The following is a 21,692-nucleotide window of genomic DNA, read 5'->3' as shown; positions in this document are numbered from 1 at the left end:
CATCATCCTGTTCATTTCCATCTCCGCAATCAGCGAGCTAATCCTTGAATCAAATCAGCGACACCTTCGATCTGAGCGGCAAATATGCCAGCCAGCTGTTTAAAGAAATGACCGGCATGAAGTTCGTTGATTTTCTCGTCAATCTGCGGATGGAGCATGCGAAGCGGCTGCTGCTCGAGACGGATGAGCCGATCAACGACATTTCGGAGAAGGTGGGCTATACCTACGCGATCTCGTTTGGCAGAACGTTCAAGAAGGTCGTCGGCGTAACCCCCGGGGACTACCGCAAATATATGCAGTCCAAATCCTAAGAAGGAGCCCGTCCCGCATGGCATGAGGCCCAACGGGCGAATTTGTCGCCGTACTTCCTCATCTACCGGCTGATGGCTTCACTTGATCGCGACCCGGTGTTTGCGGCGATGGCCGATCTGGCTGCGGAGCAGCTGTCCAGCCTTGGCTCGATCAACAATCACGCGATGATGGGCTATCTGCTGTTCCAGGGGAAGCGGATTGGTGACGAGCTGCATGTCAACCTGCTCACTCCGTTTGATCATACGTTCCGCATTCGTTTAGCGGGACGGTAGAAGAGTCGCGTGAACGCCGACCAATTCAAGTGAAACAATAACCACTAAAGCATCGTCTTTAAATAGGCGGTGTTTTTTTTGCGCTGAGCGAAAACAAGGATTGTCATCTTGCCCCATTTTCGTATATGATGGATCTCTATGCTCTCTATTGAACGGGGTTCCATACTTTGAAATATCGTGAAGCGATGGGATAAAAGACAGGTTGGAGGCGCTCTTGGGTCGGTAGGAGAGTGGACAAGCGCTATGAAAAGCGCAGTATGTTAGCTTAAGATGGGAGACAATGCGTAAATGACAGATGGAACGAAGCTGACCCTAAACCAAAAGGTCGCTCAAATGGTCATGTGCAGATTTGAAGGAACGGAGTCTATGGAGGCGCTGCTCGGTTTGATTCGGGAGCGATCGCTAAGCGGGGTCATTTTTGATGGGAATTCCGCGCTTGATGCGGATCAGGTGGCTGCTATAAGCTATGAGCTGCAAGACGCAGCACAGGAGGTAGGGGCCGCATCTTTGTGGATCGCTTTGGATCAGCAGGCGATTCTGGCTCAGGAGGCTTACGGAGTTACCGTAATGCCGGGAGCGATGGCGATTGCAGCTGGCGGTCGTGTGGAGGCGGCTTACGAAGCTGGTGTGGCTTATGGTCGCGAGCTGAAGGCGCTGGGAATGAACATGCAGCTAACCCCGGTCGTGGATGGGGTGGACAAGACAGGTGCGGTTGCTGACCAACTGCTTCGCGGCTGGCAAGAGGCTGGTGTGACGACCTTTTTGAAAGTTCTGTCGACAGCATCGATCCGTGAAAAATACAGCTGCGATGGTATCGTGGTGGCGGACTGCAGGGTGAAGAACGACACGGAGCAAGCGGCGCTGCTGGCAGTGGAAGCCGGCGCGGATCTCGTTTGGGTAAGCGATGGGCTGGCTGGCCGGCATCGTGCGGTCGAGTCGATTGTTCAAGCCGTGCGCGAAGGACGTCTGAGTGAGGAGCACATCGAACGCTCGGTTCAGTGCCTGCTGGAGCTCAAGCGTAAACGAGTGGAGCACGGCGTGGAAGCAGAGGCAGCTTCGGTTGTCGGCTGTGCCGAGCATCAAGCCTTGGCTCGGAGCCTCAGTGAGGTATCAATAACAGTAGCTCGCGATGAAAAAAGGCTGCTGCCGGTTTCAAAGAACGGCTCGCTCTATGTGATCACCGTTGATACGACGGCCGCTGAGCCGTTGTATGCACACGGAATGCAGGAGGTTCCGATGACGCTCGGGAGAGGTCTTCGGGAGCTCGGCTGCAAGGTCACCGAGTTTGTCGTAGCGCAGAAGGAGCTTGCGGCTCTTCAACCCGAGGTGGTTAGAAGTGTTCGATACGGGGAACAGGTCATTATCGCGACCTCGAACGCCTATCGCGATGCCGAACAAGGGGCTTTTGTTCGAGCCCTTCAAGCGGTCGGCTGCGAGCCTATCGTCGTCGCCTTGGGCAGCCCGAAGGATGTGATCGCTTTCCCGGGCGTATCCACCTGTGTTGCAGCTTACGAGAATTCTCCGCTGGCACTGCGCAGCGCGGCCAAGGTACTGCTCGGAGCGCTGAAGGCGTCCGGTCAGCTGCCGATTCGCCTAGATGAGCCTAGCGAGATGCTGTATAACTAACGATTAAGCCTGGAACAATACGATCGAAGCCGATCGCTGTCGTTCTGGGCTTAAATTTTTTCTAAGTGCCCTTTACAGACCGACGGTCGGTATGATAAGATGAACCCATCGACAAACCGACAGTCGGTTTGCTAGCTCGAGCAGCCCGATGTTCTACCGAATCATCGTCGTCTTATTCAGCTTCCAAGCGAGCCTTAGACAATAGAGTCAAGGCACTGATCAATGAAATGAAAGAGGGGACCCTGAACCAATGACCAATCCTTCATCCAGCTTCCAGGCGATACTCGACGCGGTCGAGACGCTGATCCATGAAAAAGGCTGCCGCCAAATGACCATGCAGGATATCATCCAGCGCACCGGCTTATCCAAAGGCGCCATCTATCACTACGTTACAGGCAAGGACGAATTGCTCGGCCTGGTTATGAAATCGCGGATCGAGATCGCCAACGAGCGCTTCAGCCAAGCGGTCAACCACCCGCAATCCTATGGACTGCAGAAGCCGCTCCAGTCGATTGCCGAAGGCATGATTCGTGCAACGAGCTATGCGAATGTGACGAATAAAATTTTCATCTACCTGCTCGGTCAGATGGATCAGCCCAAGGTCGCCGAAATTGTGAGGGACGTGTACGAATTTACACTCCAGACCTGCTCAGCTTGGATCGAGGTCGGCAAGAAAGCAGGCTTCATTCCGGCTGAAGCGGACAGTAATAAGCTGGCGGATTCGCTCCTCACCTACATGTACGGCCTTCGCGTCCAAAGCACGGTAATGCAGCAGGACTCGCAAGTCACCGTCGAAGAATTAATTCGCTTCATGACCCGTGCTTTATCATAGGACAGGAATATTTAACCAAACAAAGGAGTGTTTGACGATGTCAATGCGCACTTATGTTATGTTTACGCTGATTATTAATGGGGTAGTGCCTTGGGCTTTATATGTCTGGTTATCCGATTACATGGGCGGGGTTGCCGCGCTGTCCATCGCAACGCTGATCCCATTGGTAGATAATATCGTACATCTGATCAAAAACCGCAAATTCGACGCCTTCGGCTCCCTGATGCTGTTCACGTTCCTGTTGACCCTGGGGCTTGTGATGCTGGGTGGCAGTGAAAAAATTTTGCTGGTGCGCGAATCACTCATTACGGCCTCGGTCGGGATCGTGTTCCTCGGTTCGATGCTGTTCCGCCGCCCGCTGATGTTTTTTCTTGCCAAGCGCTTCGTAGCCAATAATGAGTTTGATGTCAATTGGAAATACCCGTATTTCCGATTCGTTATGAGGCTGATGACCATCGTGTGGGGGATATCGCTCACCTCGGAGGCTGCAGTGCGGATCGTTATGGTGTTCAATATGTCGACGGAGCAATATTTGGCGCTCACCAATTTCGTGCTGTATGGCTTTGTGGGTGCGACCGTGCTATGGACGGTGGCTTACCGCAGGCATTCGAGAGATAAATTCAATGCCATGAAGCCTACGCTTCATTGAAGGAAGGGCTGCGCCATGCCAATTGAGCGGCTGAACGTCGAGGATAAAAAAGCGCTGCTGTCGCTGTACCGCACAGTCACCTCGGAGCTGCGGCGCGGCGGAGTGAAGCAGTGGGATTGGTTTTACCCGAACGGCTTCGTAATCGGCAAAGATTTGAGCCAAGGCACCGTTTACGGGATCCGCCAAGGTACGGAGCTGATCGCTGCGGTGGCGGTCAACCGGGAATTCAGCGCTCAATATAATGGGCTACACTGGGAAGACCTCGATGGAGCACCCTCATGCATTCACCGGCTGGCGGTTCATCCGGCCCTTCAAGGACGAGGGCTGGGCAAGCGGCTGCTGCAATTTGCCGAGGAGCATGCTAAGCACACCGGCAGCACGAGCGTGCGGCTGGATGTGTATACCGGCAACCCGGGTGCGGTCGCTATCTATGAGCGGGCGGGGTACCGGGAGGTTGGCACGGTGCAGTTCCCGATGCGCAAGCTGCCTTTTCTCTGTATGGAAAAAATGCTATAAAGCCATTCTCGATCCCACCTCTTCGAAGAGCTGGGATTGCTTCGTTCCGTGCGTTGTGGTGAAAATTATGGTAGTATGTAATCCTATATACCGAAGAGGACGTGAACGAGCTTGATACTGATTACCATGCCCACACCGGATGTGACCATCACCAAACAACAGGATCCCCAGCTGAGTCATATATACGGCTTTACGGATTTCCATCTCATTACAAGAGAACGTGGCGGCATCTTTATGTTTTATAACGCCAAGAATGAACTGCTGTTCATCGGCAAAGCCCGAAAGCTGCGGCCAAGAATCAAGAAGCATTTTGAAGACACGGTATCCCCTATGAAAAACCATCGCGACGAGGTCACCAAAATCGAAGTATATACCGTGGAAGATCCGGTCGAGCGCGAAATTTACGAAACCTACATCGTAAACAAATTTAAGGCCAAATACAATGTAGAGAAAGTGCTGTATAAATAAGGCGGATGGAATAGTTCTGAAATTTCGTCGAAAAAATTGGTATAAATTACATGGATCAGACCGCATGCTAGTAGAAAAAAAGAAGTAGGGAGTGGATCGTGTGAGCAATGAAGAAGTGATTTTGACGAAAGAGGGCTTGGAGAAGATTGAGGATGAGCTTCGCGAGCTCAAGACGGTCAAGCGCAAGGAGCTGGCGGAGCGGCTCAAGGTGGCCATCAGCTACGGCGATTTGAAAGAGAACAGCGAGTACCACTCAGCCAAAGATGATCAAGCTTTCATGGAAACCCGCATTCTGACACTAGAGCGGATGCTGAAAACGGCGAAAGTTGTGGACATGAAAGACATGAACTTGAACGAGGTCAGCGTCGGCTCGGTGGTGCTGCTTAACGATATTGAATTTGCAGAGCAGATCGAGTACCGGATTGTCGGTCCAGCGGAAGCAGATGCCGCAGATAACAAGATTTCGTACGAAAGTCCGTTAGGCAAAGAGCTGATTGGCAAAAAAGTAGGCGACAAAATCAACGTGAACGCGCCCATGGGCATCATTCAGTATGAGCTGCTCGAGATTCGAGCAAACTAACCTCATCGCACATAGCAAAAAGGGGCCTCCCACATGGGATAGCCCCTTTGTTTTATAATACTAGACTTTATAAGTTTTGAGCCTCGAATAGGCTTCGGTCAGGGCTTTTCTTATTTTATGACCTCGAAGCCTTCGTTCTTCCAAGCAGTAGTGCCGCCTTGAATGTAGGCTACATCCGTGAAGCCCATTTTTTTCAGCAGGTATGCGCCAAGGGCAGCCTGCCCGCCAGCGCCGCAGGTCACGAGGACTGGGCGGTTACGATCCGCCAATTCCGGATCCCGGAGATGCTCCGGCAGCTCCAGATCGGCTCGGATGGCCAGCATGCCGAGGGAAATATTTTTGCTGCTCGGAATTAAGCCGCATGCCCCTGCAGCCTCGGCATCCTGTACATCCACAACGAAGGTGTTCGGATTCGCATTGATTTTCTCACGAGCTTCGGCGGAGCTGACCCCTGGTACATTCTCGCGGGCTTCAGCCACCATTTGCATGAACGTTAATGCCATTTCATAATCCTCCCTAAGCCATTTTTCCTTACCCACTAGTTGTAACATATTTCCAACCCTTGGACAAGCGGGAGCGTCGCCCCTTTATCGAATACCGACGCTGGACGACGGCTGGTGTTTTTTCTTGCGGAGCAGCAGTAAATTGTAGCCTACGTAGTAAGCGAACATGATCAACATCAGCCCCGTGGTCCACGACACGCTAGCGGTACCGGTAAAGCTGTTAAACCCGCCGGCCATCGAATGACCCGATTGAGACATCGTATACATCGTGTAAAAGCGATACCCCAGACGCCCCAAAAATAACACCGTCACAAGACTGCCGATCCACACGTTCGGGCGATAGTACCAACGTCCGTCTCCGCGCTGCTCCAGCTGTGTCATCATAGCGCCGTAGTAGGCCAGAGCACCCCCTGCAGCAATGCCCAGCGCATCGGAGATCAGATTAATCGGGGATACGCCGCCCTCCACAAGAAAAATAAGTCCTACAATGGAGAATATAACGGCCATGGCTTGCATTTTGCCGGGATTTAACTGCTGCCAGCCGATCGTGCGGCGTACACGCAGAAAGACGCGATAGAGAATAAAGATTCCCACTACAATATAAATCAAAGATTGCGGTTGATGCATAAGTGTTAGTGCCTCCCTAATTTTGGTTATGACTTCGAATCGATACCACAAGTGTACCGGATTCGCTTAGGGAGCACGACTAACTAGGGATAGAATGTAATCTCTATCTTAAGATAGAGGGCGGGTTGGATTTTGCAGACGGACGGCAAACCATTTACAATGAACTTACATTGCAGGCGGGGGGAGACAAGATGGTGGCGCTAAAAGAGTCTCAATGGTCGGGGCGATCGCTGGGGTTGGGCGCCATTGTTTTTTTTCTTATGCACGTGAATCAAATGTTTACCGGCCCGATGCCGAAAATCGTTTTCAATCTCGCCGTGTGGGCCTCATATTTGGTCGTCCTGATGCTTCCTAAAGCTTGGTGGACCAGGCGCCGGCTGCTTCTTGCTGCGCTCTTTATCGTGGGGGAAGCCGCCGCAGGCATGCTTTGGCTTCATGAGATGAAGCTGTTGTATTTTACCGCAATGCTGCTATTTGCCACCTCCGTCCAATTGATTTCATCCAAATCGTATTTTCCGGCGATGGCGGCGATGCTCGTCACCGTACTGTTATTTATCCGTTATGGCCGCGATGATCTGTTCAGCGTTCTTTCCTTCGTCTTATTGTCCATCGTTTTGTTTCTTGGTATACGAAGCCGCAGGCAGCGCATGGAGATGTATGAGCTGAACAAGCGGCACTTGGTGGAGCTTCAAGAAGCGTACGACCAGCTGCAGGAAGCCTCCGTCACCGCAATGCAAAATGCAGTGCTGGAGGAGCGGACGCGTATTGCCCGGGATATTCATGATGCAGTGGGACACAGCCTGACCTCGATTATCGTACAGACCCAGGCGCTTCGTTATATGGTTCGAAAAGATCCCGTGCAAGCGGAGCAGTCGATCGAGTCGATGCTGACCGTGGCCCGGCAGGGGCTAGCGGATATACGCAACTCCGTGCATTCGCTGGCGGATGACCACTCCGCTTCAGGGATCATACCGCTTAAGGCGCTGCTGTCTCGCATGGAGGCATCTTCTTCCATACGGTATACGTTCCATACGGAGGTAAGCGATGAGGAGATGGATGCGGAGGTGAGCGGCCTCTGGTTCCGGCTGCTGCAGGAGGCGATTACGAATATTATTCGCCATTCTCAAGCGACGTTTGTGGAAGTCCAACTGACCAAAGGGCTGAGTAGTCTGGTCATACGCGTTGCAGATAACGGCTGCCTGGTTCCCAGCGGGCACATCCGTGAAGGCTTCGGATTGAAGGTTATGAGAGAGCGGGTAGAGGAACGCGGGGGGCAGCTGCATTATAAAATCAGGGAGCCGCACGGGTTTGAAATTGTTGCGGAGCTGCCCGCGGCACCGGCTATTGAGCAGGAAGAGGGGGACGATGATGCCTATGACGACAGGAGAGTCGATTAAGGTACTGCTTGCGGATGATCAGAAGATGATCCGGCAAGGCTTTGGCTATATGATTGGTCTGCAAGACGATATGGTACTGGTAGGGGAAGCGTCGGACGGGCGGGAAGCGGTGGAGAAGGCGCTCGAATGCCATCCGCATGTTATTCTGATGGATGTACAGATGCCGAACATGACCGGGCTTGAAGCGGCGCAGGAAATCATGAAGCTGCGGCCGGAGACGAAGATTGTCATCCTCACCACCTTTGATGATCTGGACTATATCTACCAAGGCATTCGGGCGGGAGCTGTCGGCTATTTGCTGAAGGATGCCGAGGTGGAAGAGATGCTCGGAGCGATTCGTTCCGCAGCCCGCGGTGAGGCTGTGTACAAAACCGGCTTAGCAGCGGGGGCACTGACTAAAGTCATTACGACAACGGACACCGGCTCAGAGAAAGCAGCTGTGGGGGAACGGACGGCTTCGCCGCTGCTCGATCTTTTGACGGAGCGGGAGCAGGAAATTCTGCAGCAGATGGCCTACGGGCTTCGAAATGACCAGATTGCCAAAAAGCTGACGATTACTGAGGGCACTGTGAAGTCGCATGTTCATCGGATTTTGCAAAAATTCGGCTGCGAGGATCGTACACAGGTCGTGGTGGCGGCGCTCCGCAATGGGCTGGTCAAGTAATTGAAAAGAGCAGGCTCCGAAGATTCGAGTCGGACACCTGCTCATTCGTATTTTTTAAACGGCCTTCCAATACGGACGGGCAAAAGCAAGACTGCTCCGCATATCCTCTTCCGGCTGCTCCACCTTACATTCCGCTGAAATCATACCGTCGTAACCGATCTCCTGCAAATACCCGAAGAACGTATTGTAATCGTATGATCCGGAGCCCGGATGTCTGCGGCCGGTGTCCGCCAGATGAATATGAGCCAGCCAATCCCGATGCTTGAGCAGCTCTTGCAGCGGCTCCTGGTCCTCATCCATATGGTAAAAGTCCGCCAGCACGCGAATTTCCGGCCGATTTACCGCTTCAGCAAAATGCACGCCTTCAGCTACGCTGTTGATGATGTTGGATTCTTTTCGATTCAGCGGCTCGATGGCCAGCGTAACTCCCGTGCCCCGAAGCTCGTCTGCACACCAGTTGAGTACTTGGACCAGCTGATCTTCTGCATGAGAGCGCTCCCAATTTTCTGGCACGTTACGAGCTCCGCCGCTGCCCAGCACAATAATTTCTGCCTTGGCTGCGGTTAATAGCTCAGCCGCACGGGCGATGTAATTACGAATTCGGGCGGGATCCGTGTCAGGACCGACAATCTTGAGCTGACCGGGAAAAAAAATATTGAAGGCTGACGTAGGCAGCGGGCTGGCTGCTACTGCACGCTTGGCTTCCGCAAAGGTGTCCGGGTTTTCTAGTCCAAATGGAGCCAGGGGCAGTTCAATGAAATCAAAGCCAATTTGCTTAATCAATGCGGCGTCTTTTAGCGAAGCGCACCAACCGATTCTCATACATGATCCCTCCGTAAGCTGCGAATACCCGTATTGTAGCAATAGGCTTGCAGCGAAGCCATGGAAAAAAACGAGCCAATCATTTGTAAAAAACGCTCCTCGAAATGTGACGCAGACGTGATTAAAGATGTACGTACATCTTTGGGCGTTTTGAGCTATAATGGTGAAATGAGCAAAAACGATATTCCAGAGGTGCGGCATTGAGTAAGAAATTGAAACCGAAGCATGAACAGCTGAAAGAGCAAATTTTAGAGTGGATCCATACGGGGAAGTTCAAGCCGGGGGATCAGCTGCCAACGGAGCATGAAATCGCAGAGCTGTCCGCGATGAGCCGACAGACGGTCCGGCAGGGCATCGGTGCCTTGGTGCAGGAGGGCTGGCTTTCTCGAAGGCAGGGCAGCGGCACCTTCGTCGCCGACGGCCCGGGGCGCAAGAGCACGGAAGTACCGACGATCGGCGTCATGACCACCAACATATCGGATTATATTTTTCCGGAAATTGTCCGGGGTACAGAATCGGTGCTGCGGCGTCGCGGCTATCGGATGCTGCTGTCCAGCACGGATAACGAGAAAGCGAAGGAACGCGATAATCTGAAGCAGCTGCTGTCGAGTCCCATTCAAGGGCTTATTATCGAGCCGACGAAGAGCGCGCAGGGGAACCCGAACCTGGACTGCTATTTGTCACTCGACTATTCGCAGATCCCTTACTTGATGATCAATGAACGGTACGCCGAGCTCGATTGCCCCAGCGTCAAGGTGGACGATGAACAAGGCGGCTACCTCGCGACAAAGCATTTGATCGACCTGGGGCATCGCCGGATCGCCGGATTTTTCAAGACGGATGACCTGCAAGGCGTCCAGCGTCTTAAGGGCTTCATGAGGGCGCATCGGGAGCACAGCGTGCCCCTGCTGCCGGAGGCCGTCGTTCATTATACGACGGAGACGAAGGAGCACGCGCCGGAAGCTGCGGCGACGGCTATGCTGCTTCAAGGCGAGGAACGGCCGACGGCCTTTGTGTGCTACAATGACCAGCTGGCGGTGCGCTTGTTTGAAGCGGTCCGCCAAGCGGCGCTGCGCGTGCCCGGCGATGTGTCTGTCGTCGGCTTCGACGACTCGTTCTTGGCCACGGCCACCGAGATCAAGCTCACGACGATCTCCCATCCCAAGGCCGAGCTGGGCATCACCGCAGCGGAACTGCTGCTCGACCTGATCGAAGGCCAAGCCGAGCGGCGCGGAAGCGACGTCGTGTACCGGCCCGAGCTGATCGTGAGGGAGTCGACGCATTCGCTTGAAGCGGCAAAGCCGCGATAGGGCGCGCGAGTGTAGAGCGGAAAAGCCGCGCTACACCATAATTCAGGAGCAGCCACCCTGCTCCAACACCAACCGGCATCCAACTGGATGACCGGTTTTTCTTTTGCTACGTCGCGCCAAATTATTAACTATGGACGGCATAAGCGCCGCTTTGCTACAGTAGGCTTGTAATAGCTTGGAAGAGCTATCCAACGTTTCAAGTCAACCTAGGAGGCGCACTACTATGAACATTGTGTATATTCACACGCATGACACCGGCCGGTTCATTCAGCCGTACGGGTACGCTGTAGACACGCCGAATCTGATGCGGCTCGCCGAGGAAGGCGTGCTGTTTCGGCATGCCTATAATGCGGGGCCGACGTGCTCCCCGAGCCGTTCCGCGCTGCTTACGGGCATGGCGCCGCATTCGTGCGGGATGATCGGGCTCGCTCACAGAGGCTTCCGACTGAACGACGTGAATCAGCACCTCGTGTCCCACTTAAACCGGCACGGCTACGAGACGGTGCTTAGCGGGATTCAGCATGAAGCGAAGCAGGATGAAGAGCTTGGATACCAGCGCATTTTGCACGAGCGGCAGGGCAAGCGAAATCACGAGTGGGATCGGCAGAATGCGGAGCGAGCGGCAGACTTTATTTCCCGGCACCCGAAGGATCGGCCGTTCTTCCTCTCGTTCGGCATGTTCGGCACCCATCGAGAGTTTCCGGACACCCTCCACAGCGCTGTCCGCCCCGAGTATGTGATGCCTCCATTCCCGCTCGCAGACACGCCGGACAATCGCCGCGACATGGCCGCCTATATGACCTCGGCGATGAACATCGACGAATGCGCCGGAATTGTGCTGGATGCGCTGAAAGAGACGGGGGCGGAGCGGGAGACGCTGATCATTTTTACAACCGATCATGGGATCGCCTTCCCGAAAATGAAATGCCAGCTGTATGACACCGGCATCGGCGTTTCACTGATCATCAAGCCTCCTGCAAGCATAAGCGGTGCCCATCCCAAGGTAGTGGACGCGCTCGTTTCGCAGCTCGATCTGTTCCCGACGATGTGCGAGCTGGCCCAGCTGCCGAAGCCGGAATGGCTTCAAGGCCGTTCGATCGTGCCGCTCCTGACCGGGGAATCAGCAAGCATCCGCGATGAAATTTACTCTGAAGTCACCTACCACGCCGCCTATGAGCCAATGCGCTGCATCCGGACGGAGCGGTATAAGCTGATTCGCCGTTTCGACGATCGGCCTCAGTGGGTGCCTGCCAATATCGACGATGGTCCGAGCAAGTCCTTCCTAGTCCAGCACGGCTTTTTAGAAGAGCAGCGGGAGCAGGAGCAGCTGTTTGACCTATACATGGATCCAGTGGAGCGCGTGAACTTGGCCCACAACGAGCGGTATCAGGCGGTTTATACGGATTTGAGAGACCGGTTGGCGCGTTGGATGGAGGAAACCGGCGATCCGCTGCTGCAGCAGGGTAAAGTTCTAAAGCCGGAGGGGGCGATTGCGAATAAGCAAAGCAGTCTTAGCCCGAAGATGCAGGACTATGAGTGAGGGAAGGGAGCTGAGCGACCGCGATGACGAAACGGCCTAACATTTTGTTCATTATGAGCGATGACCACGCTGCCCATGCGATCAGCTGCTATGGCAGCCGGATTAATATGACGCCCAACTTGGACCGGATCGCCGAAGGCGGGATGCGGTTTGACAACTGCTTTTGCACGAACTCCATTTGCGCGCCGAGCCGTGCGGTCATTTTGACGGGGCTGTACAATCATCTGAACGGGGTCAAAACGTTGGCGGACGATTTGGACGGACGGCAGGAAACGATGCCAAAAATCCTACAGCGAGAAGGCTATCAGACGGCGATGATCGGCAAATGGCATCTGGGCCATGGCGGGCATTACGACCCCACAGGCTTCGATTACTGGAACGTACTTCCAGGTCAAGGGGATTACCATAACCCGACGCTCCTCGAAATGGGGGTCAAACGGCAGTATGAGGGCTACGTGACCGATCTGATCACGGATTTCTCCCTAGATTGGCTGAAACAGCGCGACCCCGACAAGCCGTTCCTGCTGATGTGCCATCACAAAGCGCCGCACCGCCCATGGGAGCCCGATGAGAAGCATGCGCTCATGTACGAGGATGTCGATATTCCTGAGCCGGAAACGTTCGAAGACGATTACAGCAACCGAGCACGCGCTGCCGCCGATGCGAAGATGCGAATCGAAAGTGACCTGAACGCCCGTGATCTGAAAATGGAGCCGCCCTCCCATCTAACCGGCCAAGCACTCAAGAGCTGGAAGTATCAACGTTACATCAAGGATTATTTGCGCTGCGTCGCTTCGGTCGACGATAACGTCGGGCGACTGCTCGACTATTTGGACGAAGAGGGACTGGCTGAGGATACGATCGTCGTGTACACGTCGGATCAAGGCTTTTTCCTCGGGGATCATGGCTGGTACGACAAGCGCTTCATGTATGAGGAGTCGCTGCGCATGCCGTTTCTGGTCCGGTACCCGCGAGCGGTTCAGGCCGGCACGGTGATGCGCTCGATGGCGCTCAATGTGGATTTTGCCCCAACGTTCCTCGACTTCGCTGGGATCCCAATTCCGGAAGCGATGCAGGGCAGCAGCTTGCGGCCGCTTTTTGCCGGTGAAACGCCTGAAGACTGGCAGACGAGTATGTATTACCGCTATTGGATGCACCTGTCTCATCATAATGTGTATGCCCATTACGGGGTGCGTACGGAACGTTTCAAGCTCATTTACTACTACGGCGAGGCGCTCGGCACCAGCGGCTCCATTGACGAGCCAAAGACGCCGGAATGGGAGCTGTTCGATCTGGCACAGGACCCTAGCGAGCTTCATAATGTTTATGCCTCACCGGAGTATGCAGAGGTGGTTGTAGAGCTGCAGCAGGAGCTGGAGCGGCTAAAGAAAAAAGTAGGGGATCACGAGTAGACTGGAGAGCGTGCATGAGCGGGTTCAACTCGGGGCAACTTAATCGGTGCTTGTGAAAAAGGAGGCGGGCACCCATGCCTTGGAGATTCCGACCGACGCCCGCGTTGTTCGTCAGCTTGTTGTGTGCCGGTGCTTTTATGGTTATGGTACTTGTTCTATCCAATAAAAAGGTTCGTGGCGCGGATCATGACATCACCGCCATGCTTCAGGATAACGCTACTTCCCTTCTGCGAAGCATCATGATTTTGTTCAATTGGTTCGGGAGCGAAGCCGCCTTTTTGCTCCTCTCGTTTATGGTATGGCTGATCCTCTATCCGTTGGTTCAGTATTGGAAAGAGCGGCTTTTTCTGGCAGGGGTGATTATCGGCTCGCTCGTGTTCAATCTGATCTTAAAAATGGGCTTCCATCGCCCCCGGCCTCCCGGACCATATCTTGTATATGCGGAGGGCTACAGCTTTCCCAGCGGTCATGCGATGAGTTCGGTTTGCTTATACGGGCTGCTGGCCTATTTTTTGTGGCGGCGGATCCGATCGGGGATCGGACGGCTGCTCGTTGTGCTCCTACTCGGGATGGTGGTGGCAGCCACTGGGATAAGCGGCATTGTGCTCCAAATCCATTATGTAAGTGATGTCGTCGGTGGGTTTGTCATCGGCGCTTCCTGGCTGGCGGGCTGCATCTGGGTGTACCAGTGCCGCCCTCGTTACCGTATGAAAGGGAAGATTACACCACGTTTGCGCTAAAGTTTGACGGCTATCCCAGACCAAATTGGTTTGAGATCGCCGTTTTTTTATGCAGCTCGACACCTATCCCCCATTCGTGTCCCGCATCCTGCTGCGATAGCTGCCTGGGCTCTGACCGGTCTTGGCCTTGAACGCTTTGGAGAAGTGATGGATGTCCGCAAAGCCGCAATAGCCCGCCACCTCCTCCAGATGGAGCTCGGTCGTCTCCAGCAGCTCCTTGGCGTGGCGAATGCGCAGCTCGAGCAAATACTGGTGCGGCGGGACGCCGAATTGCGCCTTGAACACAGCGCTGAAGCGGGAAGGAGATAGATTTGCTCGCTGGGCCATCTCCGCAATGGACAGCGGCTCCGAGAGGTGAAACGAGAAAAATGAGGTGATCCAGTTGAGCGATTGCGGCGCAAGCCGGACGGTCTCGTGCGGCTTCGTATGGTCCTCCAGGATCGCAAGCACAATCTCCGAGGCCAGCGTCTGTGCCTTGAGCTGAAGCAATGGATCGCGATGCTGCCAGCATTCCACCATGTTCAGGAACGCTTCGCGGAATTGCACCGGCCGCTTCGGAGCCAGTCGGATGGGAATGTCAATCCCGGTCAGATCGTTCAGCCTTGGCTGCATCAGATGGCGGTATGCGGTCAAATCCAGCTGCCCTGCGCGGGTAGGAAAGCTTTGCTCCCGCAAGGGGGAATAAAAGATGTCCAGATGCGCAAACGGCGTGATCGTATTTGTTCTACCTTCTAAGAGGTTTGTGCTGTTCGGTTGAATTAGACAAAATTCCCCACTCGTGAATTCATAATCGTGACCGTCGATCCGAAAAACGCATGTCCCCTCTTGGATATAGACTAGCAAATAGTCGAGCAGTCTACGCTCCGGCATCATCCATGGCGATCGTACGGCAAAGTTGCTTTCGCGGATATACGGCACCATCGGGCTTTGCTCCAGTAAGTCGGATAAATACATGACGAATTCCCTGCCTTTTCCATTCCTTTCATCTGATCGTAGCATGGCTCAATCGAAAAAGACAGTTGTTTTTGACAAACGAGACGATAAGCCTGAACAAAGCTTGCAGCTGCAGCTCTCGTTATAATGGAAGATATAAAAGGTAAATCTAATGGAATCTAATCGAGGGCTAAGAGGAGTGCTGGGGATGAGCAAAGAGCTGCAATTGGAGGCTTTGCCGAAGCTGAATGAGGAATACGCTTTAACGCAGGAGCAGATCGCATCCTATCAAATGAGCGGTCACCTCGTGCTGCGTGGGGTTGCTACACCGGAGGAAATTCAAATTTATGAGCCGCTGCTCGAAAATTTAGTAAGAGAGCACAATCATCACACCAAGCCGGTGCATGAACGTGACACGTACGGCAAAGCCTTCATCCAGGTCGGCAACCTGTGGGAAATGAGCGAGGAAGCCAAGCGCTTCGTGCTGGCCCGCCGCTTCGCCAAAATCGCCGCTGACCTGATGGGCGTGGACGGCGTGCGAATTTACCACGATCAGGCGCTGTTCAAGGAGCCCGGTGGCGGCCATACGCCGTGGCACCAAGATCAAATCTATTGGCCGCTCGACACGAGGAATACGATCACCATGTGGATGCCGCTGGTGCCGGTATCCGAAGCGGTGGGCTCGATGACCTTCGTCGACGGCTCCCATCACCATGGTCACATTACCCGCGAGCTCATCTCCGATGAATCGCATAAGACGCTCGGCAGCTACATCGAGGCCAAAGGGCTGAACACCGTCAACTACGGTGCGCTCACCGCCGGGGATGCAACCTTCCATTCCGGCTGGACACTCCACTCTGCACCAGGGAATCCGACGGAGCAGATGCGTGAGGTCATGACGATCATCTATTTCGCAGATGGAGTCCGCGCCTTGGAGCCGGACAGCAAAGCGAGAAGCAACGATTTGAACCGCTGGCTGCCAGGTGTTAAGCCGGGAGAGCTGGCCGCAAGTCCGCTCAATCCGCTGGTCTATCACCGCAACCAAAGCTAAACCAATAAAGAGCCTGCACTCCAGTTCCAATCGCTGGGGAGCAGGCTTTTTCGGTTAACAAATAAGGCTAATGGCGGTTGTTAGGCAAATGCTTCCCTGTGAAGCCGTCCCCTTGGGTGCGCTTGTTTTTCTCGGCTTTTTTCTGATTGTCCTGAATCTTTTTCACAAAAGTTTCGGTATCCCCGTTCAAGTCCGAATTCGGCATATGGTTCTCCTCCTTTCGCAAAGCCTGCGATTGTTAGGGTGTCCGTAGTGGAGGAAAATTATGTTGGCCGGCCGGGACAATGGTGGAAGCACAAAAGCGTATTCGCCCGTATGCTGTGAGCAAAACCATCGAGCAGGGACGGGTGAGCGCAGGATGAAAGAATATTTCAATCACGGGATCAAGGTGCTGTCGGACGATAAAGACATGAAGCAGATGTTCAAAGACCTGCAGAAAATGCAGAAAGAGCTGGAGGCTTTAAAGAAAAGCACGGATGCGCTGGTGAAAAAAATCAACACCTTCTCGTGAGCAAAATGAAGTATAATAAAGCGGGTAAGCATCGGATACAATTATTGGAAAGCGAGTGAGAGCTCATGAGCAGGCTGTCGAGACCTGAACCAAGCGAATATGCATCGTATTTCGGCCAATATGTCGAACTAGTGCCGGATGGGAATTTACCGGACATTTTGCGTTCACAGCTCCAAGCAACGACCGCACTGCTCGAAGGCATCACCGAGGAACGAGGAAGCTTTCGTTATGCGCCAGGCAAGTGGAGCTTGAAGGAAGTGCTGGGCCACATGGCCGACACGGAGCGCATTATGAGCTATCGTTTGCTGCGGATCGCCCGGGGCGATACGACGAATTTGCCGGGCTTTAGCGAGGAGGCATTCGTTGCGGGAGCGTCATTCGACCAGAGGACAATAGCGGAGCTGGTGGACGAGCTTGCTGTAGTTCGCCAAGCGACACTAAGCTTGCTTCAGGGGATACAAGATGAAGCGTGGCTGCGCAAAGGGACCGCGAACAACATCGAAGTCAGCGCGCGGTCTCTAGGCTATATTATTGCTGGACATGAACTACACCATCGGAGTGTGATTGAAGAACGTTATCTAAAAATCTAAAGCACAACGGGTCCGCCCAAAAGGGATCCAAGGAGGTTCGAAGTTCCAGATGAGTACATATCGGGCATTGGTCATGAACCGGACGGAGGAAGGCTTCAGCACTGAAGTAAGGGAGCTGACGGAACAAGCTTTGCCGCAAGGCGAAGTAACGGTTCGCGTCGCTTATTCCAGCGTCAATTATAAGGACGGGATGGCGGCGTCCCCGGACAACCGGATTGTGAAGTCATATCCGATGGTACCGGGGATTGATTTGGCGGGGATGGTCGAGCAGTCGTCCGATCCGCGATTCCAAGCCGGCGATCCGGTGATTGCCACAGGCTATGAGCTGGGCACGGGGCATCCTGGCGGCTACAGCGAGCTTGCCCGCGTTCCGGCGGATTGGCTCATTCCGCTGCCGGAGGGACTATCTTTGAAGGAAGCGATGGCGCTGGGCACCGCCGGCTTTACGGCTGCGCTGTCGATCTTAAGGCTGGAGCAGAACGGACTGCGCCCTGATCAGGGCCGCGTGCTGGTCACCGGCGCCTCCGGCGGTGTCGGGAGCTTGGCTATCGCCATGCTGGCCGGCCTTGGCTACGACGTGGCCGCGAGCACCGGAAAACAAGCGGAGCATGATTACTTACGTGAGCTCGGTGCACAAGAGATCATCGACCGTTCGGAGCTGACACCGGAGAAGCTTCCCCCGTTGCAGCAGCAGCGCTGGGCAGGAGCGGTAGATCCGGTCGGCGGAAGGACGCTGGCTTCCATTGTAAGCAGCTTGCGCTATGGCGGCTCGGTGGCGGTCAGCGGCTTGACGGGCGGGTTCGAGGTTCCGACCACGGTGTATCCGTTTATTCTCCGTGGAGTCAATGTGCTCGGGATCGACTCGGTATATTGTCCGGCGGATGTTCGGCGCGTCATCTGGCAGAGGCTGGCGGGAGACTTAAAGCCGCGGCAGCTGCTGGAGAGCATCGGACAGGAGATCACGCTCACTGATTTGCCGGACAAGCTTCAGGAGATTTTGAAAGGAACAGTACGCGGCAGGACCGTAGTGAAAATCGGCTCGTGAAGCGGAAAAAGACAACCGAATCATAAAAAATCACAAGTTTTCCTTAACCTGCTCAGGCTATAATGTTCACTAGAGCTATTCTAGCTCTAGAAGGAGTGAATCCGGACCAATGAACATGGATGCTCGATCTGCCCCAACAGAACTTGATTTGAACTCGTTAATAGACCGCTCGTGGATTGTTAAGCATGCCGACGAATCGCTCAAGGCAAGCCCCATTCATATTACAGATGCGGTGGCGCCGATGAGCGAGGGTGGGCCTCATGATTTTTACTCCAACGGCGATTACTGGTGGCCGAACCCGGATACGCCGGATGGACTTCCTTACATACGTAGGGACGGCGAGAGCAATCCCGAAAATTTTTATTATCACCGTGGGTTTCTACGCAGCATGCGAACGCTTGTGGCGCATCTAGCCGCAGGCTATGTGGTGACCAAGCAAGAAGCTTACGCCGAGAAAGCGGTACAGCTCCTTCGTGAGTTTTTCCTGGATGAACGCACGCGGATGAACCCGAATTTGCTGTATGCTCAAGCGATTCCGGGCATTTGCGCGGGCCGCGGCATCGGCATTATCGATACGCTGCATTTGATCGACGTGCCGGTGGCGATTGATGCGATCAAAAGCTCGGCGTCGATGTCGGAGGACGTTTATGTCGGGCTTAAAGCATGGTTCGCAGATTATTTGGAATGGATGAGCACGCATCCGAACGGGATTGAAGAAATGAACGCGGACAACAATCATGGGGTGTGCTGGTTCGTACAGGCGGCGGCCTTCGCTCGGTTTACGGGGAACGAGGAGATGCTGCAATTTTGCCGGGAGCGCTATAAAACCACCCTATTGGGCCAAATGGCGCTGGACGGCGGATTTCCTCGCGAGCTGGGGCGGACGAAGCCGTACGGCTACTCCATTTTCGTTCTGGATAATATGATTAACCTGTGCCAAATTTTGTCTACACCGGATGACGATCTTTGGGGCTTCGAGCTGCCCGATGGGCGCAGCATTGGCCGCGGGCTCGATTACTTGTTCCCGTACTTGATCGATAAAGCCTCTTGGCCGCTGCCGCCGGATGTGGAGCACGACGAGGGCTGGCCCGCGAAGGTGCCGTCGCTGTTGTTCGCCGGTCTGGCATTGAATAAACCGGAGTACATCGAGCTCTGGAAGAGCCTGGACCCGGATCCTACGGATACGGAAGTGCGCCGCAATATCGCTATCCGTCAGCCCATTTTATGGTTATAGCCTAAGGAGGACTACCTAACGATGAAATACAACACATTAGGCCGATCAGGCCTTCAAATCTCCGCCGTTACCTTCGGCTGCTGGGAGCTTGGCGGGGGACCCTGGGAATTCACTAGTGATGACAACAACATCGGTACGCTGCAAGCGGCATTGAGCGAAGGCATCACGACGTTCGATACGGCTGAGGGCTATGGCTCCGGCCATTCCGAAGAGATTGTTGGGCAAGCGCTCGCAGGACGCCGCAGCGATTGCGTGATCGCGACGAAAGTAAGCCGGGCGAACCTCGCTCCGGCGGATGTGCGCCAATCGGCGGAGAACAGCTTGAAGCGCCTGAAGACCGACTATATCGATATTTACTACATCCACTGGCCAAGCTACGAAATTCCGGTGTCTGAGACGCTGGGCGAGTTCAACCGGCTGAAAGAGGAAGGCAAAATCCGCGCAATCGGCGCATCGAATTTTTCACTCGAGCAGCTGAAAGAAGCGTCGCAATATGCACAGATCGATGTGATACAGCCGGAGTACAGCCTGCTTCACCGGGAGATTGAGAAGGAGCTTGTGCCTTACTGCCTGGAGAACCAGATTGGGATCATGAGCTACAGCTCCATTGCCAAAGGCATCTTGACTGGCGCTTATCATTTTGGCGGCAAGAAGCTGGCGGAAGACGATTTCCGAAAAACGCGGAGATTGTTCTTACCGGAGCACCTGGAAGCGGAAACCCAGCTGATTGACCTGATGAGGAAGATCGCAGAGCAGAAGGACTGCACGATGACCCAGCTGGCGATTGCATGGCTGCTTCACCGGGATGCGATGACATCGGCGATCGTAGGCACGCAAAGTCCGACCCACCTCAAGGAAAATGCGGACGCCGCAAAAGTATCCCTCACACCGGCTGAGGTGAGTGAGCTGACTCAAGTAAGTGACGCTGTGTTGGCTGTCATCGATAAATAGGATATGAAGGAAACCTCGGGCACGAATCGGTGCGCTGAGGTTTCTTTTTTTCGCTATGAAACTACCATTTCTTTCAATTGACCGTTGAATAGTGTCGATGATAGAATTGTTAACATAGGAAAAAAGTTACAGACGACCTGCTCACAAAGGCCTATCTTTAGCTATTCTTGAGGTTTTTAATATTGTCAATTTCTACTTTGTAATATATTGTGGAATTATGCGGATGCATCGAGCAAAGCGGCTGCTAAATGATGTGATTTCAGAAAGGTGATGGAGATGGCACAAGCGTATCTTACGCGAAAAATACACTTTTCAGCAGCGCGTTCTTACCAGGTTCGAGGCTGGAGCGAAGAAGAGCATCAGCGTGTGTTTGGCGCGAGCCGCAGCAATCCGAACGGCCATGGGCACGACTATACTTTAGAGCTCACGATCCGCGGTGACATCGACCCGAAGTCCGGGGTGGTCATTAATGTGCTAGATATTGATCATGCCACCAAGCAAGTGATGAATGACATCGACGGAAAATTTTTAAATAAAGAGCATCCCTATTTCTTGGATTACGTTCCCACAGCCGAAAATTTGGTGTCCTTTTTTTGGAACCGCCTGGACCATCAAGTGAAGAACTGTGAATTGTTTCGGATTCGGGTGCAGGAGGATCATTGGCTACAAGCCGAGAAGGGGAGAGATTCCGTGGTGTTCTTAACACGTAAATATCATTTTTGCGCAGCGCATCGATTACATAGCGATCACCTTACGGAGGAGGAAAATAAGGCATTATTTGGGAAATGCAATAACCCCCATGGGCACGGACATAACTACTATATAGATGTAACCGTTTCCGGGGAGCCTGATCCGGTGACCGGACTTGTGATGAGCTTGACTGAGCTGGATCGGATTGTGGACGAGCTGGTCATATCGAAGTTTGACCACAAGCATCTGAATCTCGACACCGAGGAATTCAAAGAGCTCAACCCTACGGGGGAGGTCATGGCGATGGTCATTTGCGATATGCTGAAGCCTGCGCTGCCAAAGCTGCACAAGATCGGATTATGGGAAACGCAAAAAAACTTTTTTGAATACTTCGCTTAACTCGGCTTCAATCCAATC

At 53.8% G+C, this 21,692-nt stretch carries 25 protein-coding genes and 1 pseudogene; 21 read left to right on the top strand and 5 right to left on the bottom strand.

Going from position 1 to position 21,692, the window contains the following annotated elements; all coding sequences use genetic code 11:
- Positions 1-41: 41 nt before the first annotated feature.
- From FPZ49_RS05355 to greA, 8 genes and pseudogenes are all read left to right on the top strand, one after another.
- Positions 42-311 (top strand): annotated as a pseudogene (locus tag FPZ49_RS05355) (helix-turn-helix domain-containing protein); the annotation flags it as partial.
- A gap of 42 nt (positions 312-353) precedes the next feature.
- Positions 354-584: a hypothetical protein gene (locus tag FPZ49_RS05350; protein WP_144844302.1), complete on the top strand. Its 231-nt coding sequence runs from the start codon at positions 354-356 to the stop codon at positions 582-584.
- A 288-nt stretch (positions 585-872) separates the two neighbouring features.
- Entirely contained in the window at positions 873-2,210 is a 1,338-nt protein-coding gene (locus FPZ49_RS05345) for a glycoside hydrolase family 3 N-terminal domain-containing protein (protein WP_144844300.1), read from the top strand.
- A 250-nt stretch (positions 2,211-2,460) separates the two neighbouring features.
- Positions 2,461-3,042 carry a TetR/AcrR family transcriptional regulator gene (locus FPZ49_RS05340; protein WP_144844298.1) on the top strand — a complete coding sequence of 194 codons (582 nt, stop codon included), beginning with the start codon at positions 2,461-2,463 and terminating at the stop codon, positions 3,040-3,042.
- A 37-nt stretch (positions 3,043-3,079) separates the two neighbouring features.
- Positions 3,080-3,691: a VC0807 family protein gene (locus FPZ49_RS05335; RefSeq protein ID WP_144844296.1), complete on the top strand. Its 612-nt coding sequence runs from the start codon at positions 3,080-3,082 to the stop codon at positions 3,689-3,691.
- Positions 3,692-3,706: 15 nt separating this feature from the next.
- Positions 3,707-4,207 (top strand): GNAT family N-acetyltransferase, encoded by a 501-nt coding sequence (locus FPZ49_RS05330; RefSeq protein WP_144844294.1) that lies wholly within the window; start codon positions 3,707-3,709, stop codon positions 4,205-4,207.
- Positions 4,208-4,318: 111 nt separating this feature from the next.
- Positions 4,319-4,675 carry a nucleotide excision repair endonuclease gene (locus FPZ49_RS05325; RefSeq protein ID WP_186445627.1) on the top strand — a complete coding sequence of 119 codons (357 nt, stop codon included), beginning with the start codon at positions 4,319-4,321 and terminating at the stop codon, positions 4,673-4,675.
- 100 nt (positions 4,676-4,775) lie between these two features.
- The gene (greA, locus tag FPZ49_RS05320) at positions 4,776-5,255 is read left to right on the top strand and encodes a transcription elongation factor GreA (RefSeq protein WP_144844292.1); all 480 of its coding nucleotides are present in this window, start codon (positions 4,776-4,778) and stop codon (positions 5,253-5,255) included.
- Positions 5,256-5,365: 110 nt separating this feature from the next.
- Here greA and FPZ49_RS05315 read toward each other — a convergent pair whose 3' ends face one another.
- On the bottom strand, positions 5,366-5,758 hold the full coding sequence (locus FPZ49_RS05315) for a rhodanese-like domain-containing protein (protein ID WP_144844290.1): 393 nt from the start codon (positions 5,756-5,758) through the stop codon (positions 5,366-5,368).
- Positions 5,759-5,842: 84 nt separating this feature from the next.
- Complete coding sequence (locus tag FPZ49_RS05310) at positions 5,843-6,385, bottom strand: hypothetical protein (RefSeq protein WP_144844288.1); 543 nt, start codon at positions 6,383-6,385, stop codon at positions 5,843-5,845.
- Between the two features lie 191 nt (positions 6,386-6,576).
- On the opposite strand from FPZ49_RS05310, the gene FPZ49_RS05305 reads away from it, so the two are divergent.
- Together FPZ49_RS05305 and FPZ49_RS05300 are read left to right on the top strand one after the other, a co-directional pair.
- On the top strand, positions 6,577-7,782 hold the full coding sequence (locus FPZ49_RS05305) for a sensor histidine kinase (RefSeq protein WP_144844285.1): 1,206 nt from the start codon (positions 6,577-6,579) through the stop codon (positions 7,780-7,782).
- Entirely contained in the window at positions 7,760-8,446 is a 687-nt protein-coding gene (locus tag FPZ49_RS05300) for a response regulator (protein WP_144844282.1), read from the top strand. Before FPZ49_RS05305 ends, FPZ49_RS05300 begins: the two co-directional genes overlap by 23 nt.
- A gap of 54 nt (positions 8,447-8,500) precedes the next feature.
- On the opposite strand, the gene FPZ49_RS05295 is transcribed toward FPZ49_RS05300, so the two are convergent.
- Positions 8,501-9,268, bottom strand: coding sequence for a sugar phosphate isomerase/epimerase family protein (locus FPZ49_RS05295; RefSeq protein ID WP_186445626.1), 768 nt, complete (start codon positions 9,266-9,268; stop codon positions 8,501-8,503).
- A 200-nt stretch (positions 9,269-9,468) separates the two neighbouring features.
- Between FPZ49_RS05295 and FPZ49_RS05290 the strand changes: the two genes are divergently transcribed.
- The 4 genes from FPZ49_RS05290 to FPZ49_RS05275 all read left to right on the top strand — a co-directional run bounded on the left by FPZ49_RS05290 (position 9,469) and on the right by FPZ49_RS05275 (position 14,270).
- Positions 9,469-10,578, top strand: a complete 1,110-nt coding sequence (locus FPZ49_RS05290) for a GntR family transcriptional regulator (protein WP_144844277.1) — start codon at positions 9,469-9,471, stop codon at positions 10,576-10,578.
- A gap of 223 nt (positions 10,579-10,801) precedes the next feature.
- Positions 10,802-12,118, top strand: a complete 1,317-nt coding sequence (locus tag FPZ49_RS05285) for a sulfatase family protein (protein ID WP_144844274.1) — start codon at positions 10,802-10,804, stop codon at positions 12,116-12,118.
- Positions 12,119-12,141: 23 nt separating this feature from the next.
- Positions 12,142-13,530, top strand: a complete 1,389-nt coding sequence (locus FPZ49_RS05280) for a sulfatase family protein (RefSeq protein WP_144844271.1) — start codon at positions 12,142-12,144, stop codon at positions 13,528-13,530.
- A gap of 74 nt (positions 13,531-13,604) precedes the next feature.
- Complete coding sequence (locus FPZ49_RS05275) at positions 13,605-14,270, top strand: phosphatase PAP2 family protein (protein ID WP_144844267.1); 666 nt, start codon at positions 13,605-13,607, stop codon at positions 14,268-14,270.
- A gap of 63 nt (positions 14,271-14,333) precedes the next feature.
- On the opposite strand, the gene FPZ49_RS05270 is transcribed toward FPZ49_RS05275, so the two are convergent.
- Positions 14,334-15,224: an AraC family transcriptional regulator gene (locus FPZ49_RS05270; RefSeq protein WP_144844264.1), complete on the bottom strand. Its 891-nt coding sequence runs from the start codon at positions 15,222-15,224 to the stop codon at positions 14,334-14,336.
- A gap of 187 nt (positions 15,225-15,411) precedes the next feature.
- Here FPZ49_RS05270 and FPZ49_RS05265 point away from each other — a divergent pair, with 187 nt between their 5' ends.
- Entirely contained in the window at positions 15,412-16,254 is an 843-nt protein-coding gene (locus FPZ49_RS05265; protein WP_144844261.1) for a phytanoyl-CoA dioxygenase family protein, read from the top strand.
- 67 nt (positions 16,255-16,321) lie between these two features.
- Here the strand turns inward: FPZ49_RS05265 and FPZ49_RS05260 are convergent, their stop codons facing one another.
- Positions 16,322-16,459 carry a DUF4023 family protein gene (locus tag FPZ49_RS05260; protein WP_144844258.1) on the bottom strand — a complete coding sequence of 46 codons (138 nt, stop codon included), beginning with the start codon at positions 16,457-16,459 and terminating at the stop codon, positions 16,322-16,324.
- A gap of 60 nt (positions 16,460-16,519) precedes the next feature.
- On the opposite strand from FPZ49_RS05260, the gene FPZ49_RS05255 reads away from it, so the two are divergent.
- From FPZ49_RS05255 to FPZ49_RS05230, 6 genes are all read left to right on the top strand, one after another.
- Positions 16,520-16,765, top strand: coding sequence for a hypothetical protein (locus FPZ49_RS05255; RefSeq protein ID WP_144844256.1), 246 nt, complete (start codon positions 16,520-16,522; stop codon positions 16,763-16,765).
- A gap of 65 nt (positions 16,766-16,830) precedes the next feature.
- The gene (locus FPZ49_RS05250) at positions 16,831-17,355 is read left to right on the top strand and encodes a DinB family protein (protein WP_144844253.1); all 525 of its coding nucleotides are present in this window, start codon (positions 16,831-16,833) and stop codon (positions 17,353-17,355) included.
- Positions 17,356-17,404: 49 nt separating this feature from the next.
- Positions 17,405-18,400 (top strand): NADPH:quinone oxidoreductase family protein, encoded by a 996-nt coding sequence (locus FPZ49_RS05245; protein WP_144844250.1) that lies wholly within the window; start codon positions 17,405-17,407, stop codon positions 18,398-18,400.
- Between the two features lie 109 nt (positions 18,401-18,509).
- Positions 18,510-19,634, top strand: coding sequence for an alginate lyase family protein (locus FPZ49_RS05240; RefSeq protein ID WP_261381261.1), 1,125 nt, complete (start codon positions 18,510-18,512; stop codon positions 19,632-19,634).
- 21 nt (positions 19,635-19,655) lie between these two features.
- On the top strand, positions 19,656-20,585 hold the full coding sequence (locus FPZ49_RS05235; protein ID WP_144844247.1) for an aldo/keto reductase: 930 nt from the start codon (positions 19,656-19,658) through the stop codon (positions 20,583-20,585).
- Between the two features lie 276 nt (positions 20,586-20,861).
- Positions 20,862-21,674: a 6-carboxytetrahydropterin synthase gene (locus FPZ49_RS05230; protein WP_144844244.1), complete on the top strand. Its 813-nt coding sequence runs from the start codon at positions 20,862-20,864 to the stop codon at positions 21,672-21,674.
- Positions 21,675-21,692: the final 18 nt, after the last annotated feature.

It is taken from the genome of Paenibacillus cremeus (assembly GCF_007786445.1).
Classification (GTDB): Bacteria; Bacillota; Bacilli; order Paenibacillales; family NBRC-103111; genus Paenibacillus_G; species Paenibacillus_G cremeus.
Note: the sequence above shows the minus strand (reverse complement) of the source record. Positions and strands in the feature narration are given on the sequence as shown.

What these genes read in the sequence shown, in the direction of transcription:
- FPZ49_RS05345 (WP_144844300.1), top strand. Translation starts at nt 873, where the DNA reads ATGACAGATGGAACGAAGCTGACCCTAAACCAAAAGGTCGCTCAAATG.
- FPZ49_RS05340 (WP_144844298.1), top strand. Translation starts at nt 2,461, where the DNA reads ATGACCAATCCTTCATCCAGCTTCCAGGCGATACTCGACGCGGTCGAG.
- FPZ49_RS05335 (WP_144844296.1), top strand. Translation starts at nt 3,080, where the DNA reads ATGTCAATGCGCACTTATGTTATGTTTACGCTGATTATTAATGGGGTA.
- FPZ49_RS05330 (WP_144844294.1), top strand. Translation starts at nt 3,707, where the DNA reads ATGCCAATTGAGCGGCTGAACGTCGAGGATAAAAAAGCGCTGCTGTCG.
- FPZ49_RS05315 (WP_144844290.1), bottom strand. Translation starts at nt 5,758, where the DNA reads ATGGCATTAACGTTCATGCAAATGGTGGCTGAAGCCCGCGAGAATGTA.
- FPZ49_RS05310 (WP_144844288.1), bottom strand. Translation starts at nt 6,385, where the DNA reads ATGCATCAACCGCAATCTTTGATTTATATTGTAGTGGGAATCTTTATT.
- FPZ49_RS05305 (WP_144844285.1), top strand. Translation starts at nt 6,577, where the DNA reads ATGGTGGCGCTAAAAGAGTCTCAATGGTCGGGGCGATCGCTGGGGTTG.
- FPZ49_RS05300 (WP_144844282.1), top strand. Translation starts at nt 7,760, where the DNA reads ATGACGACAGGAGAGTCGATTAAGGTACTGCTTGCGGATGATCAGAAG.
- FPZ49_RS05295 (WP_186445626.1), bottom strand. Translation starts at nt 9,268, where the DNA reads ATGAGAATCGGTTGGTGCGCTTCGCTAAAAGACGCCGCATTGATTAAG.
- FPZ49_RS05285 (WP_144844274.1), top strand. Translation starts at nt 10,802, where the DNA reads ATGAACATTGTGTATATTCACACGCATGACACCGGCCGGTTCATTCAG.
- FPZ49_RS05280 (WP_144844271.1), top strand. Translation starts at nt 12,142, where the DNA reads ATGACGAAACGGCCTAACATTTTGTTCATTATGAGCGATGACCACGCT.
- FPZ49_RS05275 (WP_144844267.1), top strand. Translation starts at nt 13,605, where the DNA reads ATGCCTTGGAGATTCCGACCGACGCCCGCGTTGTTCGTCAGCTTGTTG.
- FPZ49_RS05270 (WP_144844264.1), bottom strand. Translation starts at nt 15,224, where the DNA reads ATGTATTTATCCGACTTACTGGAGCAAAGCCCGATGGTGCCGTATATC.
- FPZ49_RS05265 (WP_144844261.1), top strand. Translation starts at nt 15,412, where the DNA reads ATGAGCAAAGAGCTGCAATTGGAGGCTTTGCCGAAGCTGAATGAGGAA.
- FPZ49_RS05260 (WP_144844258.1), bottom strand. Translation starts at nt 16,459, where the DNA reads ATGCCGAATTCGGACTTGAACGGGGATACCGAAACTTTTGTGAAAAAG.
- FPZ49_RS05255 (WP_144844256.1), top strand. Translation starts at nt 16,520, where the DNA reads ATGTTGGCCGGCCGGGACAATGGTGGAAGCACAAAAGCGTATTCGCCC.
- FPZ49_RS05250 (WP_144844253.1), top strand. Translation starts at nt 16,831, where the DNA reads ATGAGCAGGCTGTCGAGACCTGAACCAAGCGAATATGCATCGTATTTC.
- FPZ49_RS05245 (WP_144844250.1), top strand. Translation starts at nt 17,405, where the DNA reads ATGAGTACATATCGGGCATTGGTCATGAACCGGACGGAGGAAGGCTTC.
- FPZ49_RS05240 (WP_261381261.1), top strand. Translation starts at nt 18,510, where the DNA reads ATGAACATGGATGCTCGATCTGCCCCAACAGAACTTGATTTGAACTCG.
- FPZ49_RS05235 (WP_144844247.1), top strand. Translation starts at nt 19,656, where the DNA reads ATGAAATACAACACATTAGGCCGATCAGGCCTTCAAATCTCCGCCGTT.
- FPZ49_RS05230 (WP_144844244.1), top strand. Translation starts at nt 20,862, where the DNA reads ATGGCACAAGCGTATCTTACGCGAAAAATACACTTTTCAGCAGCGCGT.